The sequence below is a fragment of the Neptunomonas sp. genome, from assembly GCF_041601355.1.
GTDB lineage: Bacteria > Pseudomonadota > Gammaproteobacteria > Pseudomonadales > Balneatricaceae > Neptunomonas.
Map to the genome: position 1 here is coordinate 1 of NZ_JBFIIH010000079.1, position 19,200 is coordinate 19,200.

The 19,200-nt window shown below is 47.9% G+C and carries 16 protein-coding genes; 9 read left to right on the top strand and 7 right to left on the bottom strand.

Going from position 1 to position 19,200, the window contains the following annotated elements:
- Positions 1–99: 99 nt before the first annotated feature.
- Entirely contained in the window at positions 100–366 is a 267-nt protein-coding gene (locus ABY436_RS12815; protein WP_372739356.1) for a DksA/TraR family C4-type zinc finger protein, read from the bottom strand.
- A 369-nt stretch (positions 367–735) separates the two neighbouring features.
- Between ABY436_RS12815 and ABY436_RS12820 the strand changes: the two genes are divergently transcribed.
- The 8 genes from ABY436_RS12820 (at position 736) to ABY436_RS12855 (ending at position 11,682) form a co-directional block, all read left to right on the top strand.
- On the top strand, positions 736–1,626 hold the full coding sequence (locus tag ABY436_RS12820) for a homocysteine S-methyltransferase family protein (protein WP_372739357.1): 891 nt from the start codon (positions 736–738) through the stop codon (positions 1,624–1,626).
- A gap of 63 nt (positions 1,627–1,689) precedes the next feature.
- The gene (gene ilvD / locus ABY436_RS12825; protein ID WP_372739358.1) at positions 1,690–3,369 is read left to right on the top strand and encodes a dihydroxy-acid dehydratase; all 1,680 of its coding nucleotides are present in this window, start codon (positions 1,690–1,692) and stop codon (positions 3,367–3,369) included.
- Between the two features lie 64 nt (positions 3,370–3,433).
- Positions 3,434–6,178: an aconitate hydratase AcnA gene (gene acnA, locus ABY436_RS12830; RefSeq protein ID WP_372739359.1), complete on the top strand. Its 2,745-nt coding sequence runs from the start codon at positions 3,434–3,436 to the stop codon at positions 6,176–6,178.
- Between the two features lie 386 nt (positions 6,179–6,564).
- On the top strand, positions 6,565–7,008 hold the full coding sequence (gene pedF / locus ABY436_RS12835) for a cytochrome c-550 PedF (RefSeq protein ID WP_372739360.1): 444 nt from the start codon (positions 6,565–6,567) through the stop codon (positions 7,006–7,008).
- Positions 6,995–7,909 carry a substrate-binding periplasmic protein gene (locus ABY436_RS12840; protein WP_372739361.1) on the top strand — a complete coding sequence of 305 codons (915 nt, stop codon included), beginning with the start codon at positions 6,995–6,997 and terminating at the stop codon, positions 7,907–7,909. Before pedF ends, ABY436_RS12840 begins: the two co-directional genes overlap by 14 nt.
- Positions 7,910–7,950: 41 nt before the next feature.
- On the top strand, positions 7,951–8,724 hold the full coding sequence (locus ABY436_RS12845; protein ID WP_372739362.1) for a quinoprotein dehydrogenase-associated SoxYZ-like carrier: 774 nt from the start codon (positions 7,951–7,953) through the stop codon (positions 8,722–8,724).
- A gap of 18 nt (positions 8,725–8,742) precedes the next feature.
- Positions 8,743–9,669, top strand: a complete 927-nt coding sequence (locus ABY436_RS12850; RefSeq protein ID WP_372739363.1) for a quinoprotein relay system zinc metallohydrolase 1 — start codon at positions 8,743–8,745, stop codon at positions 9,667–9,669.
- Positions 9,670–9,891: 222 nt separating this feature from the next.
- The gene (locus ABY436_RS12855) at positions 9,892–11,682 is read left to right on the top strand and encodes a PQQ-dependent methanol/ethanol family dehydrogenase (RefSeq protein WP_372739364.1); all 1,791 of its coding nucleotides are present in this window, start codon (positions 9,892–9,894) and stop codon (positions 11,680–11,682) included.
- A 113-nt stretch (positions 11,683–11,795) separates the two neighbouring features.
- Here the strand turns inward: ABY436_RS12855 and ABY436_RS12860 are convergent, their stop codons facing one another.
- The gene (locus tag ABY436_RS12860; RefSeq protein WP_372739365.1) at positions 11,796–12,692 is read right to left on the bottom strand and encodes a LysR family transcriptional regulator; all 897 of its coding nucleotides are present in this window, start codon (positions 12,690–12,692) and stop codon (positions 11,796–11,798) included.
- Between the two features lie 344 nt (positions 12,693–13,036).
- Between ABY436_RS12860 and ABY436_RS12865 the strand changes: the two genes are divergently transcribed.
- Positions 13,037–14,557, top strand: a complete 1,521-nt coding sequence (locus ABY436_RS12865) for an aldehyde dehydrogenase family protein (protein ID WP_372739366.1) — start codon at positions 13,037–13,039, stop codon at positions 14,555–14,557.
- A 101-nt stretch (positions 14,558–14,658) separates the two neighbouring features.
- Here ABY436_RS12865 and ABY436_RS12870 read toward each other — a convergent pair whose 3' ends face one another.
- The 5 genes from ABY436_RS12870 to ABY436_RS12890 all read right to left on the bottom strand — a co-directional run bounded on the left by ABY436_RS12870 (position 14,659) and on the right by ABY436_RS12890 (position 19,166).
- Positions 14,659–15,681 (bottom strand): TIGR01620 family protein, encoded by a 1,023-nt coding sequence (locus ABY436_RS12870; protein WP_372739367.1) that lies wholly within the window; start codon positions 15,679–15,681, stop codon positions 14,659–14,661.
- A complete protein-coding gene (locus ABY436_RS12875; protein WP_372739368.1) occupies positions 15,681–17,117 on the bottom strand; it encodes a YcjX family protein in 1,437 nt (478 codons plus the stop codon). Before ABY436_RS12875 ends, ABY436_RS12870 begins: the two co-directional genes overlap by 1 nt.
- 64 nt (positions 17,118–17,181) lie before the next feature.
- Positions 17,182–17,610 (bottom strand): hypothetical protein, encoded by a 429-nt coding sequence (locus ABY436_RS12880; RefSeq protein ID WP_372739369.1) that lies wholly within the window; start codon positions 17,608–17,610, stop codon positions 17,182–17,184.
- A gap of 48 nt (positions 17,611–17,658) precedes the next feature.
- Positions 17,659–18,162, bottom strand: coding sequence for a DUF3087 family protein (locus ABY436_RS12885; RefSeq protein WP_372739370.1), 504 nt, complete (start codon positions 18,160–18,162; stop codon positions 17,659–17,661).
- A 44-nt stretch (positions 18,163–18,206) separates the two neighbouring features.
- Entirely contained in the window at positions 18,207–19,166 is a 960-nt protein-coding gene (locus ABY436_RS12890; RefSeq protein ID WP_372739371.1) for a diguanylate cyclase, read from the bottom strand.
- Positions 19,167–19,200: the final 34 nt, after the last annotated feature.

Genomic DNA, 19,200 nt, shown 5'->3' on the forward strand with positions numbered 1-19,200 from the left:
TCAGATGAAACTTACTTTTATTATTCCCGGCATGTTTCATCTGCTCCCACTTATTTACAAAACCTATAGTAACCATGTCCTTTTCGTTCCGTTTGAAGGTCACCTCAATTGGCTGTCTTTGCTGCCGCGTCGGTTATAGCTACTGAGGTTCGCTTGCTGTTTGTCGAGTTCTGTCTGGCAGCGGACACATAATCGCACGCCGGGCACAGCCTTGCGTCGGGCTTCTGGGATGATGGCTTCACATTCCTCGCAATGCGTTAAACTATCGCCGATAGGTAACCGACTGCGAGCCAGTGTTATCGCATCTTCTACACTGGCATCAATTTGATCTTGAACCGCCCCGTCCCGGGACCAGCCACCTGCCATGATGCGCTCCTGTATTTCTCAGGTTGAATGAGCCTCAAATTTTACTTTGAACTAATTCATTCACTAATTCACTACTTAATTCTTTCATCCCTACAATGACATTTTTGACTGGATTGAAGGAATGAACAACTATCCGTAAAAATAGTGTCAAACCTATACAACTGATTAAAGCGCTGGTCCAGCGTAGTCTGAATCCGGAAAAAGCAATCTGTAAGTAAGCGGCGGATCGATTATTAAATGCCGGTGTTGTTTATGTTGAACATCTGAGGTTGAACGTACTCTTAATGGAATAGGTAAATAAACAATTTCTGCTTGGCGCAAATTAAGGCATGCTGCGTTGGCAACAAACTAATACTGGGGTAAGAAAGATTGAATCACATCACACTACTTGATGGGGGCATGGGACAGGAGCTTTTACGCAGAAGCTCGCGTAAAACTACCCCTCTTTGGTCTGCCGATATTATGTTGAATGAGCCAATGCTGGTGCGAGACTTGCACCTCGATTTTATTGAGAGTGGTGCTCGTGTTATCACACTCAATACCTATACCGCGACGCCACAGCGTCTGGCACGGGAAAATGAGCTGGCTCAATTGGAGGCGCTTCACAAGTCTGCTATGGAGGCTGCCTTAGGTGCCATTGAACTGGCCGAACGCGATGATGTTGTCATAGCGGGGTGTTTGCCGCCGCTGGTTGCCAGTTACCGGCCCGATGTATCGCTACCGTTCGAGGCTTCACTGGACGCTTATCGTCGGCTTGTTGAATTGCAATCTCCCGCCAGTGACCTTTTCTTGTGCGAAACGATGGCCTCCATAAATGAGGCACGTGCAGCCTGCACAGCAGCAATGGAAAGTGGCAAGCCCGTATGGGTGGCGCTAACTGTTAGTGACTTCCATCCGGGGCTGTTACGCAGTGGTGAATCGCTGCATGAAGCCTTGCAAGTACTCGCCTCTTTGGGGGCTGAGGCAACCCTGTTAAATTGCAGCCACCCTGAGGCTATTAATGATTGCTGGCCACAGTTGCGTAGTATGGGTAAGAAGATTGGGGCTTATGCCAATGGTTTTGTTTCGGTAGGGCCTTTGCTGCCGGGTGGCACTGTTGAGCAGCTAGAGGTACGTCAGGACTTGAGTCCAGCACAATACGCAGAATATGCTATGGGCTGGGTAAGAGAGGGGGCCTCGATTATCGGAGGCTGCTGCGAGATTGGCCCGGCACATATAAAAGTGTTACACGAAAGATTGTGTCAAGAAGGTTTTCTCTAGATTGTTTATTTGTTTGTACAATTTTATTGTGCATTTTTTGAAGCTGACAAAGAAGATAAAAATATGAGTACCGATAAACTGCGCAAATATTCAAAAAAAATCGTAGATGGTGCAGCTCAGGCTCCTAGTCGCGCTATGTTAAGGGCGGTAGGATTTGGCGACACAGATTTCAAAAAACCGCAGGTGGGTATTGCCTCAACCTGGTCAATGGTCACGCCATGCAACATGCACATTAACACCCTTGCAGAAGAGGTGGGTAAGGGCGTCGATAGCGCCGGTGCTAAAAGTGTAATTTATAACACCATTACCATCTCTGACGGTATCTCCATGGGCACCGAAGGCATGAAGTATTCTTTGGTATCGCGTGAAGTTATTTGTGATTCTATAGAGGCGGTATCGGCCGGCATGGGACATGATGGCATTATTGCTATTGGCGGCTGCGATAAAAATATGCCCGGATGTCTGATGGGTCTGGCACGCCTGAATCGGCCCTCTATCTTTGTTTATGGTGGGACGATTTTACCGGGCGAAAACCACACAGATATTGTGTCAGTATTTGAAGCGGTAGGGGGTTATGCCAGCGGCAATATTCCCATCACTCAGTTGGAACATATTGAAAAAACGGCGATCCCCGGGCCGGGCTCCTGCGGCGGCATGTATACGGCAAATACCTTAGCCTCGGCGATTGAAGCGTTGGGCATGAGTATGCCGAACAGCTCTGCGCAGAATGCGGTTTCAGATAGCAAAAAACAAGACTGTGTCGATGCAGGAAAAGCCATTGTTTACTTGCTCGAACATGACATTAAGCCCTCTGATATTATGACCAAAAAGGCATTTGAGAATGCTATTACGCTGACCATTACGCTAGGAGGATCTACCAATGCAGTGCTGCATTTAATTGCGATGGCCGACGCCGTAGGGGTGGAAGTGACATTGGATGATTTTGTGCGCATTGGTGATAAAACACCGGTGATTGCCGACTTGCGTCCAAGTGGTCAATATCTGATGTCTGAATTAATTGAAATCGGTGGCATTCAGCCTCTGATGAAGCGTTTGTTAGATGCAGGCATGCTGCACGGCGATTGCATGACAGTCACCGGCAAAACCATGGCCGAAAATTTGGCCGGGGTAGCTGATTATCCTGAAGGGCAGACTATTATTTTACCTTTTGATAAGCCAATCAAAAAAGACAGTCATTTGGTGATACTCAGCGGTAATTTAGCGCCTGAAGGCGCCGTTTCAAAAATCACAGGCAAAGAGGGTTTAAACTTTACCGGCATGGCTAAAGTGTATGACTCAGAAGAACAAGGTTTTGCCGCTATTATTGATGGCCAGGTGGTCGCCGGTGACGTAGTTGTGATTCGCTACGAGGGTCCGAGAGGCGGCCCTGGCATGCGGGAAATGTTGAGCCCCACCTCGGCAATTATGGGTAAAGGCTTAGGTAATGATGTCGCGCTTATCACCGATGGTCGCTTTTCAGGCGGTAGCAGGGGTTTTGTCGTAGGCCATATCACGCCTGAAGCATATGTGGGCGGTGCCATCGCACTGATAGAAAATGGTGATAGCATTACCATTGACGCGCAAAAACGTGAGATCACGCTCAATATTAACGATGAAGAAATGGCCAGGAGAAAGCAGAACTGGCAACAGCCTGCACCAAAATATACCAGAGGACTGCTGGCAAAATATGCGAGAACAGTTAGCTCTGCTTCTACCGGAGCTGTGACTGATAAGCCTGATTGACAGTTTTCCTCCACCAGATCAGGAGTCTGGTGGAGGATTGTATACAAGTAAGGAGTTCAGAGACATGAGCAACAATAGCTTTGATACTAAGCGCGACATTGATGTTAACCAGTCAACCTTTTCAATGTATGACATTACACGCCTGCCTAATCAGGATGCTGTGCAAAAGCTTCCCTACAGCATGAAAATTTTACTCGAAAACTTGTTGCGGAATGAGGATGGTCACCATACACACAAGCACGATATTGAAGCCTTATGTGCCTGGGATGCTAAAACGCCGTCTCAGCAACAAATTGCCTTCACACCCGCACGCGTCGTATTACAAGATTTCACCGGTGTCCCCGCCATTGTCGATTTAGCAGCAATGCGCGATGCGATGATTAAACTCGAAGGCGATCCAGATCAAATCAATCCGTTAGTGCCTGTGGATCTCGTCATCGATCACTCGGTTATGGTCGACTTCTTTGGCTCAGAAGACGCCTTGAGCAAGAACACCGCTATCGAGTTTGAACGCAACAAAGAGCGTTATCAGTTTTTACGTTGGGGGCAAAAAGCATTTTCTGATTTTCGTGTAGTACCACCGGGTACGGGTATCGTGCATCAGGTTAACCTTGAATACCTCGCCCATGTTGTTATGCAAAAAATTGATATGCATAAAACCAAGCACGACGAGACTCTATTGCTCCCAGACACCTTAGTCGGTACTGACTCACATACGACCATGATTAATGGTCTTGGCGTGCTTGGCTGGGGCGTTGGTGGCATTGAAGCCGAAGCGGCCATGTTAGGGCAACCCGTCAGCATGTTGCTGCCCGAGGTGATAGGTTTTGAGCTCAAAGGATCGCTGAATGAAGGCGCAACAGCAACCGACCTCGTCTTAACAGTAACCAAAATCTTACGCGAGAAAGGCGTCGTCGGTAAATTTGTTGAGTTTTATGGTGATGGTCTTGCCAATCTGCCCGTAGCTGACCGTGCGACCATCGCCAATATGGCACCTGAATATGGTGCTACTTGCGGCATCTTCCCGATTGACGATGAAACTCTTACCTACATGCGCTTAAGTGGTCGCGAAGAAGACCAGATTCGAGTTGTTGAAGCCTACGCCAAAGCGCAAGGCTTTTGGCGCGAAGAGGGTGCAGCACCCGCCAACTATTCTGATAGCGTACAACTTGATTTAGCAGAGGTTGTGCCTAGCATTGCGGGCCCTAAGCGCCCTCAGGACAAAATTGCGCTCACTGATGCAAAACGGGCCTTCCTTGAGCATATGCAATTACAAGGCGTTGAGCTTGATAACGACACACTCAGTCGATTTGCCGATGAAGGAGGTTCAACCGCCATTGGCAATCAACCTGTGTTAGGTGCAGTAGAAATAGAAATTGATGGCAACACTCACTACCTTCAACATGGTGACGTGGTCATTGCCGCTATAACTTCGTGCACCAACACGTCTAACCCGGCCGTGATGATCGCTGCCGGGTTAGTCGCACAAAAAGCCAGAGCTCGCGGGTTAACCACCAAGCCATGGGTTAAAACGTCGCTCGCACCGGGCTCTCAGGTGGTTCCTGCTTATTTAGAGAAAGCGGGCGTGTTAGATGATCTTCAGGCACTGCGCTTCGATGTAGTGGGTTTTGGTTGCACCACCTGTATTGGCAACTCAGGCCCTCTCCCGAAGGTGGTTAGTGATGCAATCCATAAAGGTAAACTCACGGTCAGCTCAGTGCTGTCCGGTAATCGAAATTTTGAAGGCAGAATTCATCAGGATACGCGTGCCAACTACCTGGCATCACCACCGTTAGTGGTCGCTTATGCCATAGCAGGCACTATGACAAAAGATTTAACCAAGGAACCTCTCGGTCATGATAATGAGGGCAAGCCAGTATTCTTAAAAGATATTTGGCCCACCGCTCAGGAAGTCAGCAATTTGATAGCCAGTTCGGTGTCTGCTGCAATGTTTAAGTCGCGCTATCAAGACGTATTCGAAGGCACTGAACAATGGCGGGAATTGCCTGTGCCAGAGGGTAAAACGTATAGCTGGCCTGAATCATCTTACGTTAAAAATCCTCCGTTTTTTGAGGCTATTACCCGTGATGTGCCTGCGTTACCGACGATTAAAAACGCCCGTTGTATTGTTAAAGTGGGCGACTCTATTACCACTGACCATATTTCACCGGCAGGTGCTATTCAAGCCGATAGTCCTGTAGGTCATTATTTGCAAGACCAGGGTATTGTCGTTAAAGACTTTAACAGCCTGGGCTCACGGCGCGGTAATCATGAAGTGATGATGCGCGGTACCTTTGCTAATACACGCCTGCGTAATCAGTTAGCCCCGGAAACGGAAGGGGGTTATACCTGCTACCTTCCCAATGACGAAGTGACCAGTATTTACGATGCCGCCATGCGCTATCAAGAAAACAAAACACCATTGGTGGTGTTGGCGGGCAAGGAATATGGCACGGGTTCAAGCCGGGACTGGGCGGCTAAAGGCACAAAATTACTCGGCATTGAAGTCGTCATTGCACAAAGTTACGAGCGAATACACCGTTCCAATTTAGTCGGTTTCGGCGTGCTTCCACTAGAGTATATGCCGGGCGACAGTGCTGAATCTTTAAGCTTGGAGGGTACTGAGATTTTTAGTTTCAGTAGCTTAGATGATAAGCCTGATCAGATTAAAGCTGAAGCAAAGAAAACCGACGGTAAGGTTGTTAATTTTAAGCTTAAAGTAAGAATAGATACTGAAAGTGAGTGGGGTTATTACCAGCACGGCGGTATTTTGCACTATGTTTTACGAAACCTCGTAACCAAAAATTAAAGCAGAAACGTTAAACTATCTGTAAGGTCAGGTCGTCACTTTGGTGGTGCCCCGGCCTCTCTCTCGTAGCGCTCTTCTCCTTAACCCCCCCCCAAAAAAAACACCTGTATCCGGGGTATCCGGCACAGCGGAACCCATATTTACTATAAGGCTTTAAACTCCTCGCCAGACCCATAAAGTCAAGTACTGTCCATTTCAGGCATACTGTAAAAAGTTTATCGGATTTTTTGTGTCGCCGTTAAACCCAGTACCAAGGAACTAGTTTTTGCGCGCCAAAGTACACTTTTTGAATTGATTTGTCTGGGTCATTATTTAAGCAACAGTGAGACACTATCCAGTTCCGATCCGATATGTGTGTCGTGATAACAAAAATGTGGGTGAATCTAATGTTCCTGAAAAATAAACTATTACTATCGACGGCTGCACTGGTATTTTGTGCGGGTCTTTCAACTCAAGCGATGGCGCATGGAGATGTGACACCTCAGGGTGTTGATGTAGAAGGATTGGATCCACTGGGTGAAGAATGGCTTGATGAAAACCCTTACCGTCCGCCTTATGAAAAGAATGCTGAGGCTATCAAAATTGGCTACTCTGCCTATACCCAGAACTGTGCGCGTTGCCATGGATTAGAGGGTATTTCAGGGGGTATCGCGCCTGATTTGCGCATGCTGGAAGCTGGCCTGGAAGGTGATGAGTGGTACCAGTATCGTGTCGTTAATGGGGCGGTACGTGATGGTGCTGTGTATATGCCCGCAATGGCAGACTATCTGAGCCAGGAAGCGCTATGGGCGATCCGTACCTGGTTGGAGTCGATCAGTGTTGAAGAATAAGCTCTCCGCTTTTCTGATAAGTATCTGTCTGGGGTTCTCCGGACAGGTGCAAGCCCGTGCTTACGATGATGTGATCGCTTCAGGGCATCTCATCGTCGGTGTTTACCATGACTTTCCCCCGTACTCTTATCTGGTCGATGAGCAGCCTAAAGGTGTTGATATCGAGTTGGGTAAAGCAATAGCCGCCGCATTTAATCTTGATTTGCAGTTGCACTGGATTACCCCGGACGAAAACTTAGAAGATGACCTGCGCAATAATGTCTGGAAAGGGCATTATCTGGACAAAGATGCAGAAAACCCATTGGCGTTGAAGAAAGTCTCTGATGTGATGATGCGGGTTCCTTATGACCGTGAGTTTGCTTACCGGCAGGATACGCAAACTGGCGAAATGGTAAATGAGCAGGTCGTGATGTTCGGGCCGTATCAGCGTGAATCGTGGCGGGTATCTTTTGACGCAGAAAAAATCGATGCAGTAAAAACTATGGCGGTTTTTCAGTACTACCCGATCGGCGTTGAGATCGATAGTTTGCCGGATTTTTATCTGACCTCTGCTTTTCAGGGGCGCATGCGTAAAAATGTGCACCACTATGGAAACCCCGGTAAAGCCTTTGCTGCTATGCAAGCGGGGGAGGTAGACGCGGTCATGGCGATGCGCTCGGAGATAGATCATCTGTTATTTACAGCGAATGATCCGCGTTATCAGGTGGCCGAAAATGGTTTTCCGTCGATAGGTAAGCAGAAGTGGGATGTCGGTATGGCAGTGAAAAGCAGCTATCGGCAGCTAAGCTACGCGGTGGAAGAGGTGGTGGAAAAGATGGTGCGTTCCGGTGAGATGGAGGCTCTGTTTAGTCGTTACGGTTTAACCTATGAGTTGCCGGAGCTTTATAACGTTACCCAATAACCATCTGAAAGTGTTAAAAAGTATCAAAAGAGGAGACTCGGATGCAGACTATAAAAGCCGCTATGTACCGTATGTTGGTAGTGCTTGGTTTGTTATTGAGTCCGTTAGTTCTGGCGTCGGATGATCCTCTGAAATCTCCGATGTGGGATTATCTGAGAAATGTATTTTTAGGCGATACGCCTTATCAGTTTGATGATCGCGTTGTCGTTTCGGTTCCTCCTTTTGCAGAAGATCCCACCCAAGTACCGGTCACTGTGGATACCACTGCGTTATCCGAAAAGATCGAAAAAATTGTTGTCTGGGCTGATTTAAATCCGATTCAGCATATTTATACCTATTATCCGCTGAAACAAGTTGCGCCGAATATCTCTTTGCGAATCAAAGTTCAGCAGGCCACACCGATACGTGCAGCAGTGTTAACACAACAGGGCGAATGGCTGGTGGGTGGAAGCTATCTGGATGCTGCGGGTGGAGGATGCACAACGCCAAGCGTGGCCAATGCCAGCCCTTACTGGGAAAGCCACTTAGGTGAAATCAGTGCTAAAAAAGTACTGCGAGAGGGGCTTGGTCGTTACAAGGTTAAGGTGATTCATCCGATGGATACCGGCTTAGTCGATGCTATTCCGGAGTTCTACCTGCAACAGCTTGAGTTGCGTGATCAGTCTGGTCAGGCATTACTCAGGATGGAGTTATCACAACCGGTCAGCGAGAACCCTGTCTTCTCTTTTGATCTGGCTTCTGACCTGACTTCTACTGAGCTGTATCACTTATGGCTTAGGGATAACAACGGTAATGAGTTTGAAAAAGCGCTGTAGGAGCAGATGATGCACATAATGCGATTCGTTTTTTTGACTCTCCTGATAAGTACATCCTTTAGTGCTTTAGCCGCAAAACTGGAATATCAGCTCATCCCTGAAAAGATTGCAGAAAATACCTGGTTGCTTCAAGGAAAGCTGCAAGACTTTACGCGTGAAAATGGCGGTAACATTGTCAATACTGCCTTTATCGTTACAGAAGAGGGGGTGGTTGTTTTTGATACAGGGCCATCAAAACGCTATGGCGAAGCACTACGCGAAGCGATCCGCTCAGTGACAGATAAAGCGGTTATTCATGTGTTTAACAGCCATCACCATCCGGATCACTTTTTGGGAAATCAGGCATTTACAGAGGCAACAATCTGGGCGCTTCCTGAAACGGGCCAACTGATTGCGCAGCATGGTAACGCCTTTGCTGAGAATATGTATCGATTGGTCGGTGACTGGATGCGATCAACTGAAGTTTTTTTGCCAACTAAGCCACTTAACATTGATCAGATGCCGGTGATGCAAGTAGGCAAGCACCGTTTGCGTTTTATCGCGATGAGTGGGCATGCCGGTGCCGATCTGGTGATGCTGGACGAAACCAGCGGTGTATTGTTTGCTTCGGATATTGTGTTTTTTCAGCGTGCGTTGACGACGCCACATACGCCAGGGCTGCGTGTCTGGATAAATGATATTGCGAAGCTCGGAGCGTTAACCTATCAGTTGATCGTTCCGGGTCATGGGCCTGTTGATAAAAACGGTGAGTCCTTGCAGCAAATGCAAGCGTATCTGCAATGGATAGATGAGACGTTAACGCTGGCTGCTTCGCAAGGGTTAAGTATGAATGAGGTGATGAAGTTGCCCCTGGATAAGCGCTTTGAGGCGATAGCACTGCGCCGTTCAGAATTTGTGCGCTCGGTATTTCACCTGTATAGCCATTATGAAGAAGAGGCGTTTTAAAGAGCAGATCTGTAAAACTTTGGCGCCCTTATGGGCGTCTTTTTTTGCTTGTTCTGAGTAGAGCCAGAGCAAGTAGTAGTACTAAGTAACGAGAAAAGTTGTTCTCGGGAGTAATTGTCGGAATTCTGCAAAACTTCAGAATAGAAATAAGATTTGGGGATGCTTTCCCGGTTTTCCCCAGAATGCCTCACAATAAAAAACGATTCCGTAAAGGAGCTAGTGATGAACAAAACGACTTTAGGCCAAGGCTTTGCAGTGAGTGCGCTCGCCGCCGCCATCTCGTTCTCTGCTGTTGTCTCGGCCGGTGTAACTGATGAAGATATTTTAAATGATCAGGCTACAACCGATGATATTGTTTCCTATGGTATGGGTTTGCGTGGACAGCGCTATAGCTCACTGACCGCTGTTAATCCAGATACGATAAAAGACCTGCGCCCGGTTTGGGCATTCTCCTTTGGTGGTGAGAAGCAGCGTGGTCAGGAATCACAGCCAGTTGTTAAAGATGGTGTGATGTTTGTAACAGGTTCGTATTCCCGTGTTTATGCAATCGATGTTAAAACCGGTGATGAGCTGTGGCAGTATGATGCCCGCTTACCCGATGCCATTATGCCTTGCTGTGATGTAATCAATCGCGGTGTTGCTCTGTATGGTGACCTGGTTATCTTCGGGACGCTGGACGCTAAACTGGTCGCTCTGAACAAAGATACGGGTAAAGTGGTTTGGAAAAAAACAGTTGAAGATTATAAAGCCGGTTACTCATTAACGGCGGCACCGATCATCGTCAAAGGTAAATTGATCACCGGTGTGTCCGGTGGTGAGTTTGGTGTTGTCGGTAAAGTTGAAGCCTATGATGCGTTAACAGGTCAGTTGGTGTGGACCCGTCCTACGGTTGAAGGTCACATGGGTTATGTGTGGAAAGATGGTAAAAAAGTTGAAAACGGTATTTCGGGTGGCGAAGCCGGTAAAACCTGGCCTGGTGACATGTGGAAAACCGGTGGTGCAGCAACGTGGTTAGGCGGCACCTACGATGCTGATGTTGATCTGTTGTTCTTCGGTACAGGTAACCCGGCACCATGGAACTCACACCTGCGCCCCGGCGACAACCTGTTCTCCTCTTCACGTCTGGGTATCGATCCTGATGACGGAAAAATCGTTTGGCACTTTCAGACTACGCCACATGATGGTTGGGATTACGACGGTGTAAACGAATTGATATCTTTTGATTACCAGGCGGATGGCAAAACCGTTAAAGCGGCCGGAACCGCAGACCGTAATGGTTTCTTCTATGTCTTAAATCGTGAAAATGGTGGCTTTATTCGTGGCTTCCCGTTTGTCGATAAAATGACATGGGCTACAGGTCTGGATGACAAAGGCCGTCCGATTTATAACGAGGCATTCCGTCCGGGTAGCCCGGCAGCATCTGCTGATGGTAAGCAGGGTAGTTCGGTTGCAGCAGCACCGGCATTCCTCGGTGGTAAAAACTGGATGCCGATGTCGTATAGCCAGGATACGGGTCTGTTCTATGTGCCTTCCAATGAGTGGGAAATGGATATCTGGAATGAGCCGGTATCATACAAAAAAGGTGCTGCATATTTAGGTGCAGGCTTTACCATCAAAGCGATCAATGAAGAGTACATTGGTGTATTGCGTGCGATTGATCCTAAGACCGGCAAAGTGGTTTGGGATTACAAGAACTACTCACCACTGTGGGGTGGCACTATGGTTACCAAGGGTAACTTAGTGTTTATGGGTACGCCTGAAGGCTACCTGAAAGCCTTTAATGCTACAACCGGCGAAGAGATGTACAAGTTTAATACCGGTTCCGGCATCGTTGGTACGCCGGTTACCTGGGATATGGATGGCGAACAGTATGTTTCCGTTGTGTCCGGTTGGGGTGGTGCGGTTCCATTGTGGGGCGGTGAAGTGGCTAAACGTATCAAAGACTTAAACCAGGGCGGTATGGTCTGGACGTTTAAGTTACCAAAGCAGAACGCTAACCTGGCAACTAATTAAAGGGTTCAGGGCAACCCCTTGAAAAAGGAGCCTTCAAGAAAGAGCCTTTGAAACAAGTGTATTGAAACAGGAGCCTCTAAAAGCCTGAATCCTTAAGGATCAGGCTTTTTTTTTTAACTCTCTAGTAGCGCTTTGCAGCGCTGGCGTAACATATCACGGAACATCAGAACGGCGGGCGTTACCTGTTTACGGTTAGGGCAGATAAGCCATAAATTGGCGGGCTCAGTCGAATACTCCGCTAATAACTCGATAACATTGCCTGCCTGCAGGTCCTGAACCATATCCAATCGGGACTTAAACGCGATCCCTTGCCCTGAAACGGCCCAGCGGTGTACCAGGTCGGCATCATTGCAGATTCTGTTTCCCTGCACCCGTATTTTCATCGATTCCTGTTGGTGTGAAAAACTCCACACATCGTAGGTACGCTCACCCACCAGATACAGCAGGCAGTTGTGTTCTGCCAGTGCTTTGGGGTGTTGAGGCGTCCCGTAACGCGCCAAATACTCCGGAGCGGCACACAGCACCCGTTGTGTCTCGCAGATAGGAAAAGCGACCAGAGATGAGTCTTCGGGCTTGCCATAGCGTAAGGCGATATCGACACGGTCACGGTAGAAGTCTGAGAGGCTGTCACTGGCATTCAGGCTGATGGAAATCAGCGGATGCTGTTGCATAAAGTCGTCCAGCCAGGGGAGTAACAGGTTGCGGCCAAAATCAGAGGAAACGGAAATCTTAAGTGCACCGCTTAACTGGGTCTTATCTTGAGCGAGCGCTTGTGTTGCTTCTATCAGCTCGGCCAGTACCCGCCGGCAGTGAGGTAAAAATCGCTCACCCGCCGCGGTTAAACGTAATTTGCGGGTAGAGCGGATAAACAGGCTGTTATCTACCTGTTGCTCAAGACGCTTAATGGCGGCGCTGGCCGCAGCCGGTGAAATATCCAGGTCACGAGCCGCTGCTGTAATGTTACCGCTATCGGCGGTGCGAACAAAAAGATCGAGATCTTCTAGTTTCATAAATAGCTCATCAGATTAATCAGTTACTTTGTAATCAACATTTTTTTGAAAAAGTAATAAAAATTACTCTGTTTTTTCAGTTTAAATTATTTTTTACGTATTAGCCTGCGTTATTCATTGAACAGAAAACAGGGAATCAATCGGCTGAAAACTTGCGCTACCAGACGGCCATATGAGAGGTCTCTCTTTAGGTGCGAATAGGTGGCAGGCACTAAAGTAGTAGTTTTTCGCATCCAATGGGCGATATCTGAGCTGGCTTGTGAATCGCTAATATCGGACTGTGATTAATTGAATAGTACCTGCTGGTTGGGCAGGGCTTGAATAACAAGAAAGAGGCCAAGAAGATGATTTATGCACAGCCAGGAACTGAAGGCTCAGTTGTTACATTTAAAAAGCGCTATGGTAACTATATTGGTGGTGAGTGGGTTGCACCGGTAAGCGGAGAGTATTTTAAAAACACCTCACCGGTGGATGGCGAGATCTTTTGTGAAATTCCTCGTTCAACAGAAGCAGATATTAATTTAGCACTCGATGCAGCACATGCAGCCAAAGATGCATGGGGCGCTACATCGGTTACCGCTCGTTCGAATCTCTTGTTAAAAATTGCTGACAGACTTGAAGCTAATATTGAAAAGCTCGCTGTAGCTGAAACCTGGGATAACGGTAAAGCGGTTCGTGAAACCCTGAATGCTGATGTTCCTTTGGCTGTTGACCATTTCCGTTACTATGCGGGTTGTATCCGTGCTCAGGAAGGTACTATTGGTGAGATTGATGGCAACACCGTTGCTTATCATTTCCATGAGCCGCTGGGTGTTGTTGGTCAGATTATTCCCTGGAACTTCCCGTTATTGATGGCGGTATGGAAGCTTGCTCCTGCTATCGTTGCAGGTAACTGTGTGGTTATGAAGCCTGCCGAGCAGACTCCGGCTTCTATTCTGGTCATGATGGAAGTGATTGGTGATTTATTGCCACCAGGTGTTATCAACATTGTAAACGGATACGGTGCAGAAGCAGGTCAGGCATTAGCAACCAGCAAGCGCATTGCTAAAATTGCCTTTACAGGCTCGACTCCGGTCGGCTCACATATTCTTAAGTGTGCGGCGGAAAATATCATTCCATCAACAGTAGAATTAGGTGGAAAATCACCTAACATCTATTTTGCTGATGTAATGGACCACGAAGAAGAATTTTTGAGCAAGTGTGTTGAAGGCGCAGTATTGGCGTTCTTCAACCAGGGTGAGGTATGTACTTGCCCATCACGTTTGTTGGTTCAGGAATCTATCTACGATCGGTTCATCGAAAAGGTAATTGAGCGTATTAAACTGATCAAACGTGGTAACCCTCTCGATACAGAGGTAATGGTGGGTGCGCAGGCGTCTCAGGAGCAGTTTGATAAGATTCTGAGCTATATGGAAATTGGTCGTAATGAAGGCGCTGAAGTACTGATCGGTGGTGAAGCAGAAAGCCTGGAAGGCAGTTTCGGTAAGGGTTACTACATTCAGCCTACGTTGCTGAAAGGTACAAACGACATGCGCGTTTTCCAGGAAGAAATTTTTGGTCCTGTTGTTTCAGTGACAACCTTTAAAGATGAAGCCGAAGCGCTGGCGATTGCCAATGATTCCGAGTTTGGTTTGGGTGCGGGTGTCTGGACACGTGATATGAACCTGTCTTATCGTATGGGTCGTGGTATTCAGTCGGGCCGTGTATGGACTAACTGCTATCACCATTATCCAGCACATGCGGCATTCGGTGGTTATAAGAAATCCGGTGTGGGTCGTGAAACACATAAGATGATGCTGGAACATTATCAGCAGACTAAAAACATGCTGGTTAGCTACGATATCAATCCGATGGGCTTCTTCTAAGTCGCCATCATCAGGATTAAGAAAGAGAGCTTCGGCTCTCTTTTTTTTGGCATTTTTTTGTAGATCATGTTTTTCGCCCGTGTTGTTAACGGATCGATCTATCAGGGTTTCAAATCGCTGAGGATTGATTGGGTGACCGTCGATAGTTGTAGCTGGTCACTTTGTTCCTGGGGCAGAGGACGACAGAGCCGGATAGCTTGCAAGCCTGAACGGGCTGTAAATAAACCGGCGCCGATTCCCTGACCTGCTCTGGCAGAAACCGTTGAGGTGAGGGAGCTTCCGAGCACATGGGAACTTGCGTGGATCGTCATCTCGCTCAGACCTGCAAAGGCGATATTGTGTAACACTTTTTTCAGCAGATTCCATTGCGTGACTGCACCGGGTGAAATGCCGTAAATATCGGTGATTTCGCGCAACATTTTAAGATTACGCCAACCGACAAGCCACATATCGAAGGTGGCATAAGGGCTAAGTGCCACCATAATGCCGGATTGCACGCTATAGCGGTGTACGCAACGACGGGCGGCTTCATCCTGATCTTTTAAGGCATGTTGAGATATGTAGCGGATAATCTCGCCGTCATTGTAAGCCGAGTCTATCTGTTGCAGGGCTTCTTTGAAGGATTTATTAACCGCTGTATTTTCATAATAGCTATCCAGCTTTTTTAGCAGTGGGACGGCTTGTCCATGGGTTTTTTGATGGCGTAAAGCGTCTGCCTCTGCATGCAATGCTTCGGTCTGTTTTAGTTGTCGTAATCCTTTTAATCCCTGCCATGTCCAGATGAGGCCGCTAATCGTTGCGATACCGGTGACGGCTACGAAAGTCACACCTAGTACCGGGTGCGTATCAAACCCCCAGTTCACCAGTCGGTAAATCTCACTGATGACGCCGACACTTAGCAGCGCCACAATGGAGGCGCTAAACACTTTGGTCCAACGGCTGCTTTTTTTCTTCGGGCGTGCCAGTCTGTCAACCCTTGTACTCTCATCCTGCTCCTGGGTCACCGAGACGGATGCCAGCGGGAACTCTTGTGCATGTGGCGCGGAGTCCTCTGCCGCTGTTTTTTCCTTCAGGTTGTCAGGGTTGATGAATACCGGCTCTTTCCAGTTCGGTTGGTCGCTCATCAGAACATATCTCCTGTGAGGTATTCGAGTGCCTGATCCAGGCGGATATGATGCGTAGGTTTCAGATCTGTCTGGGGCAGTTTACGGGGTGCAAAATCGAGAAAGCGAAAGCGACTGCTGTTCCAGTCTTTCTGAGTCGGCAGTTCTACCGGTACTTCACCGGGAAAGAGTGCGATGGTCTCTCCCGTTTCTTTATTGATTCCCTTGAGACAAGAGATGGTCTGGCCATCGAGCACTGCTTCAGCCGACTCGGTTGAGCGGATCGACGCCAGCGCCATACAGCGGGTATCAATACCTTCAAAACGCATTTCGCGTTGTGCATCCTGAATAATCAATTCAAGAAATTTATCAAGATTGTGATGCTGGTTTGCGGTCACATGATCGGCTTTGGAGGACGCAAACAAGACTTTGTCTATTTGTGGGCTAAACAGTCGACGCAAAAAACCAGACTGCCCGTAATTAAAGCTTTGTAATATTTCAGTCAATGCCAACTTCATGTCATCAAAGCAGGGTTTGCCATGATTCAGTGCTTTCAGGCAGTCTACCAGAACTACCTGGCGGTCAAAGCGGGAAAAATGTTCCCGGTAAAAGCGTTTAACAATCTGCTCCCGGTAGTCATCATAGCGTTGCTGTAACCGCTGATACATTGAACCCGCCGTAATCCGGGATAGGTCTGCCGGTGGATTGAGGATAGGGAACAGTTGTAATAAGGTACTGGACGCCAGTTCACCCGGTAACACGCAACGCCCTGGCTGAATCATGCTTAAGGCATTTTCCTGATTGCGCAGTACGTGCAGTAGTTTTGTATACTCGCTGCTGAGTATGGCCAGCGCGTCGTCATCGGCAGGAGCAAGCCAGTCGATGGCGCTTTGTGCTCTGCTCCAGTCTGCCGCAAGCGAGGCACGAGGCTCTACGCTAAATAGCTGCTGCTGTTTACGACACCATTGTGCAAAGTCCAGGTGGAGCAACGGCAGATCCAGCAACCACTCACCCGGGTAATCGATGATGTCGAGATAAAGCGTGGCGCTGTCGTTGATTAAACGTTGCAGGCGCCCGGACGGCTTGTAGCGAATCGCAAGTTTGACTTCGGATAAACCCGTAGTGGATTCTGGCCAGAGAGGGGGTTCCTGGCCTAAAGCCTGAACGGATTGGCGCAAAGGAAAAGGGCTGTCTGATGACGAGCTGAGGTCTTTAACGCTGATAATACGTTGATCACTGGCGACGTCAAAGAAAGGCAGTGAACGGCTTTGGTTCGCTTCCAGCAGATGATGTACTAATGACGTGATAAAAACGGTCTTACCACTGCGGCTGAGACCGGTGACTGCGATCTTCAAATGGCGGTCCAGCCCTTGGGTGGCGACCTCTTTGAGTTGATGTTGAATATCATCCAGCAGATCTTCACCGATCAGACTTTTTAACCTTGAACCCAGCCCCATGTCTCTCATCCTGAAAATTTACAACAGTGCGTTCTGTTAAGTGAATAGTATCAATCCCAGCGGTTTAACTCACGTAAACCACGCATACGCCAACAATAAGTAACACATGCGGAAATGCAACCGTAGGACGGATCGCCTGAGATAGGTATTCAGCGATTAAACCGGCGAATCCCTGGCGATGGGCTAACCACTCCGCATTGAGCTGGCAAGGAGAGACAAGCTGAGTATCGTTCGGGTCTTGTTTTACCTTCAGCGCACCTTCTATTGTCAGAAGACGGTCAGTGATGCGGGATTGGAATGTTTTCCAGATAGCTTCCAGCAACCAGAGCACAGACAGCAGAGCTATGATGCCGAACCCTGTTTGGTTGATGAGTAATGCAGCAGAGACAAGGCCGATACTCATTAACTTTATATATAAAGCGTGTTTTTCATAAGTATCGGCCTGCGTTTGTAAAATCGTCCATTCTTGTACCAATGCGCTTTTTGGGTCCATTTACGCTTCCTTTCGTATCGTCCTTCATTGCAGCGTTATCGCTGATGGTTAGTATTCGGCAACCCATTCTGACTGATAGGTTGGCAGCTCTGTAATATTGTATTGTTGCTGCAGGGCACTCAGCTCTTGCTGGCTGTTGGCTAAATCATCCAGTGTGATCGTATTATTGTCCAGCTCGAAGATGTGACGTGAAGCGCGATAGCTGAAATCCAAAATGGCCATCGCTCGGGGATCGCCTTCCGAAGCCGCTGCCTTAATCTTACGTTGTTTACGATAGATGCGATTAAGTTCGGCTTTCACCTGGCGCACATATACCACTTCATAAAGAAAAGGGTGATGTTTATAAGCGATCAGTATTCTGGCTAGTAAGGCAGCAGCAACAACGACGCCGGTGATATTCCAGAGGAGGTTTTCACCTTCAGGCCCGCCCCAGAAGCGAATCAGTAGTGTCGAGACAGTTAAAGACACCGCCAGCATAAAGATACAGATAGCGATAAAGGTGATTTTAATATGCTTGTTGTAACGGGTTTTATTGATATCTTGAAGTTGCATAAGGTCGTTATTCCGCTGGGTGTTCGTATTTCGTAGTTTACAGATTATTTTTGCGCTGGCGATGGTTTTATCCACGTGTCCGAATCATGGCCTATTACGCGGTTTCGGCCTGCTTGTTTTGCGCGATACAAGGAACTGTCAGCCCGTAAAACAAGGCTTGAGGAGCTTTCAAGATTAGCCCTGTCCCAGCTGGCAACCCCAATGCTGATAGTGACACACTCTGCGGCATCACTCTGCGGATGAGGAATGGCAAGTTCTTGAATTAATATGCGCAAGCTTTCTGCGGTATCGACAGCGCTCTGAATCGAGGTGTTCGGCAGGATGATACAAAATTCATCACCTCCGTAGCGCGCCAGTTGATCTCCACCACGGCGGAGTCTTTTGCGCAGGGCGTTGATGACCTGAATTAAGCAGAGATCTCCGGATTGGTGGCCCAGTGTATCGTTATAGGGCTTAAACGAATCGATATCCAGGAAGATCAGAGAAAGTGGCTTGCCATCCCGTGAAGCATAATGAATCTCTTGGTCCAGCATGATATTAAACTGGCGGCGGTTTGCCACATTGGTCAGCTCATCGGTTAAGGCTAAACCGCTGAATTTTTTTGTCATAGCGTTGAGCACCAGCTCGCGCTGAACCATGGCGCTGACATCAGAAATTTCGATCATGCAGTAGGTCTGATCAGCATTAATGATCGGTGACACACGTATCAACTGATCCATCGGTTTTCTGCTGTTGCCGCCTTGATACAGGGGAAAAGGGTAGCGGTTAAGTCCGGGAGAAAGAAGTGATGGCAGGTTGTTTTTCAGAGAGTCATTGATGGCTGTATGCAACCGACTGTCTTTAAGGTGAGGAAAGTAGTCTAAAAAAGAGTAGCCTTTTAAGGCTATCTTTTTGCCCTGTAACGCGTCTTCCAGCCAATGATTGGCAAACGAGATGGTCAGGTTATTGTCCAGAATCAGCACCCCGGAATGCAGGTTTTGTAACACTTTTTCAAACAGCTGCATTCTCAGGCCTCAACCTTAGTTAAGAACTGTTTAA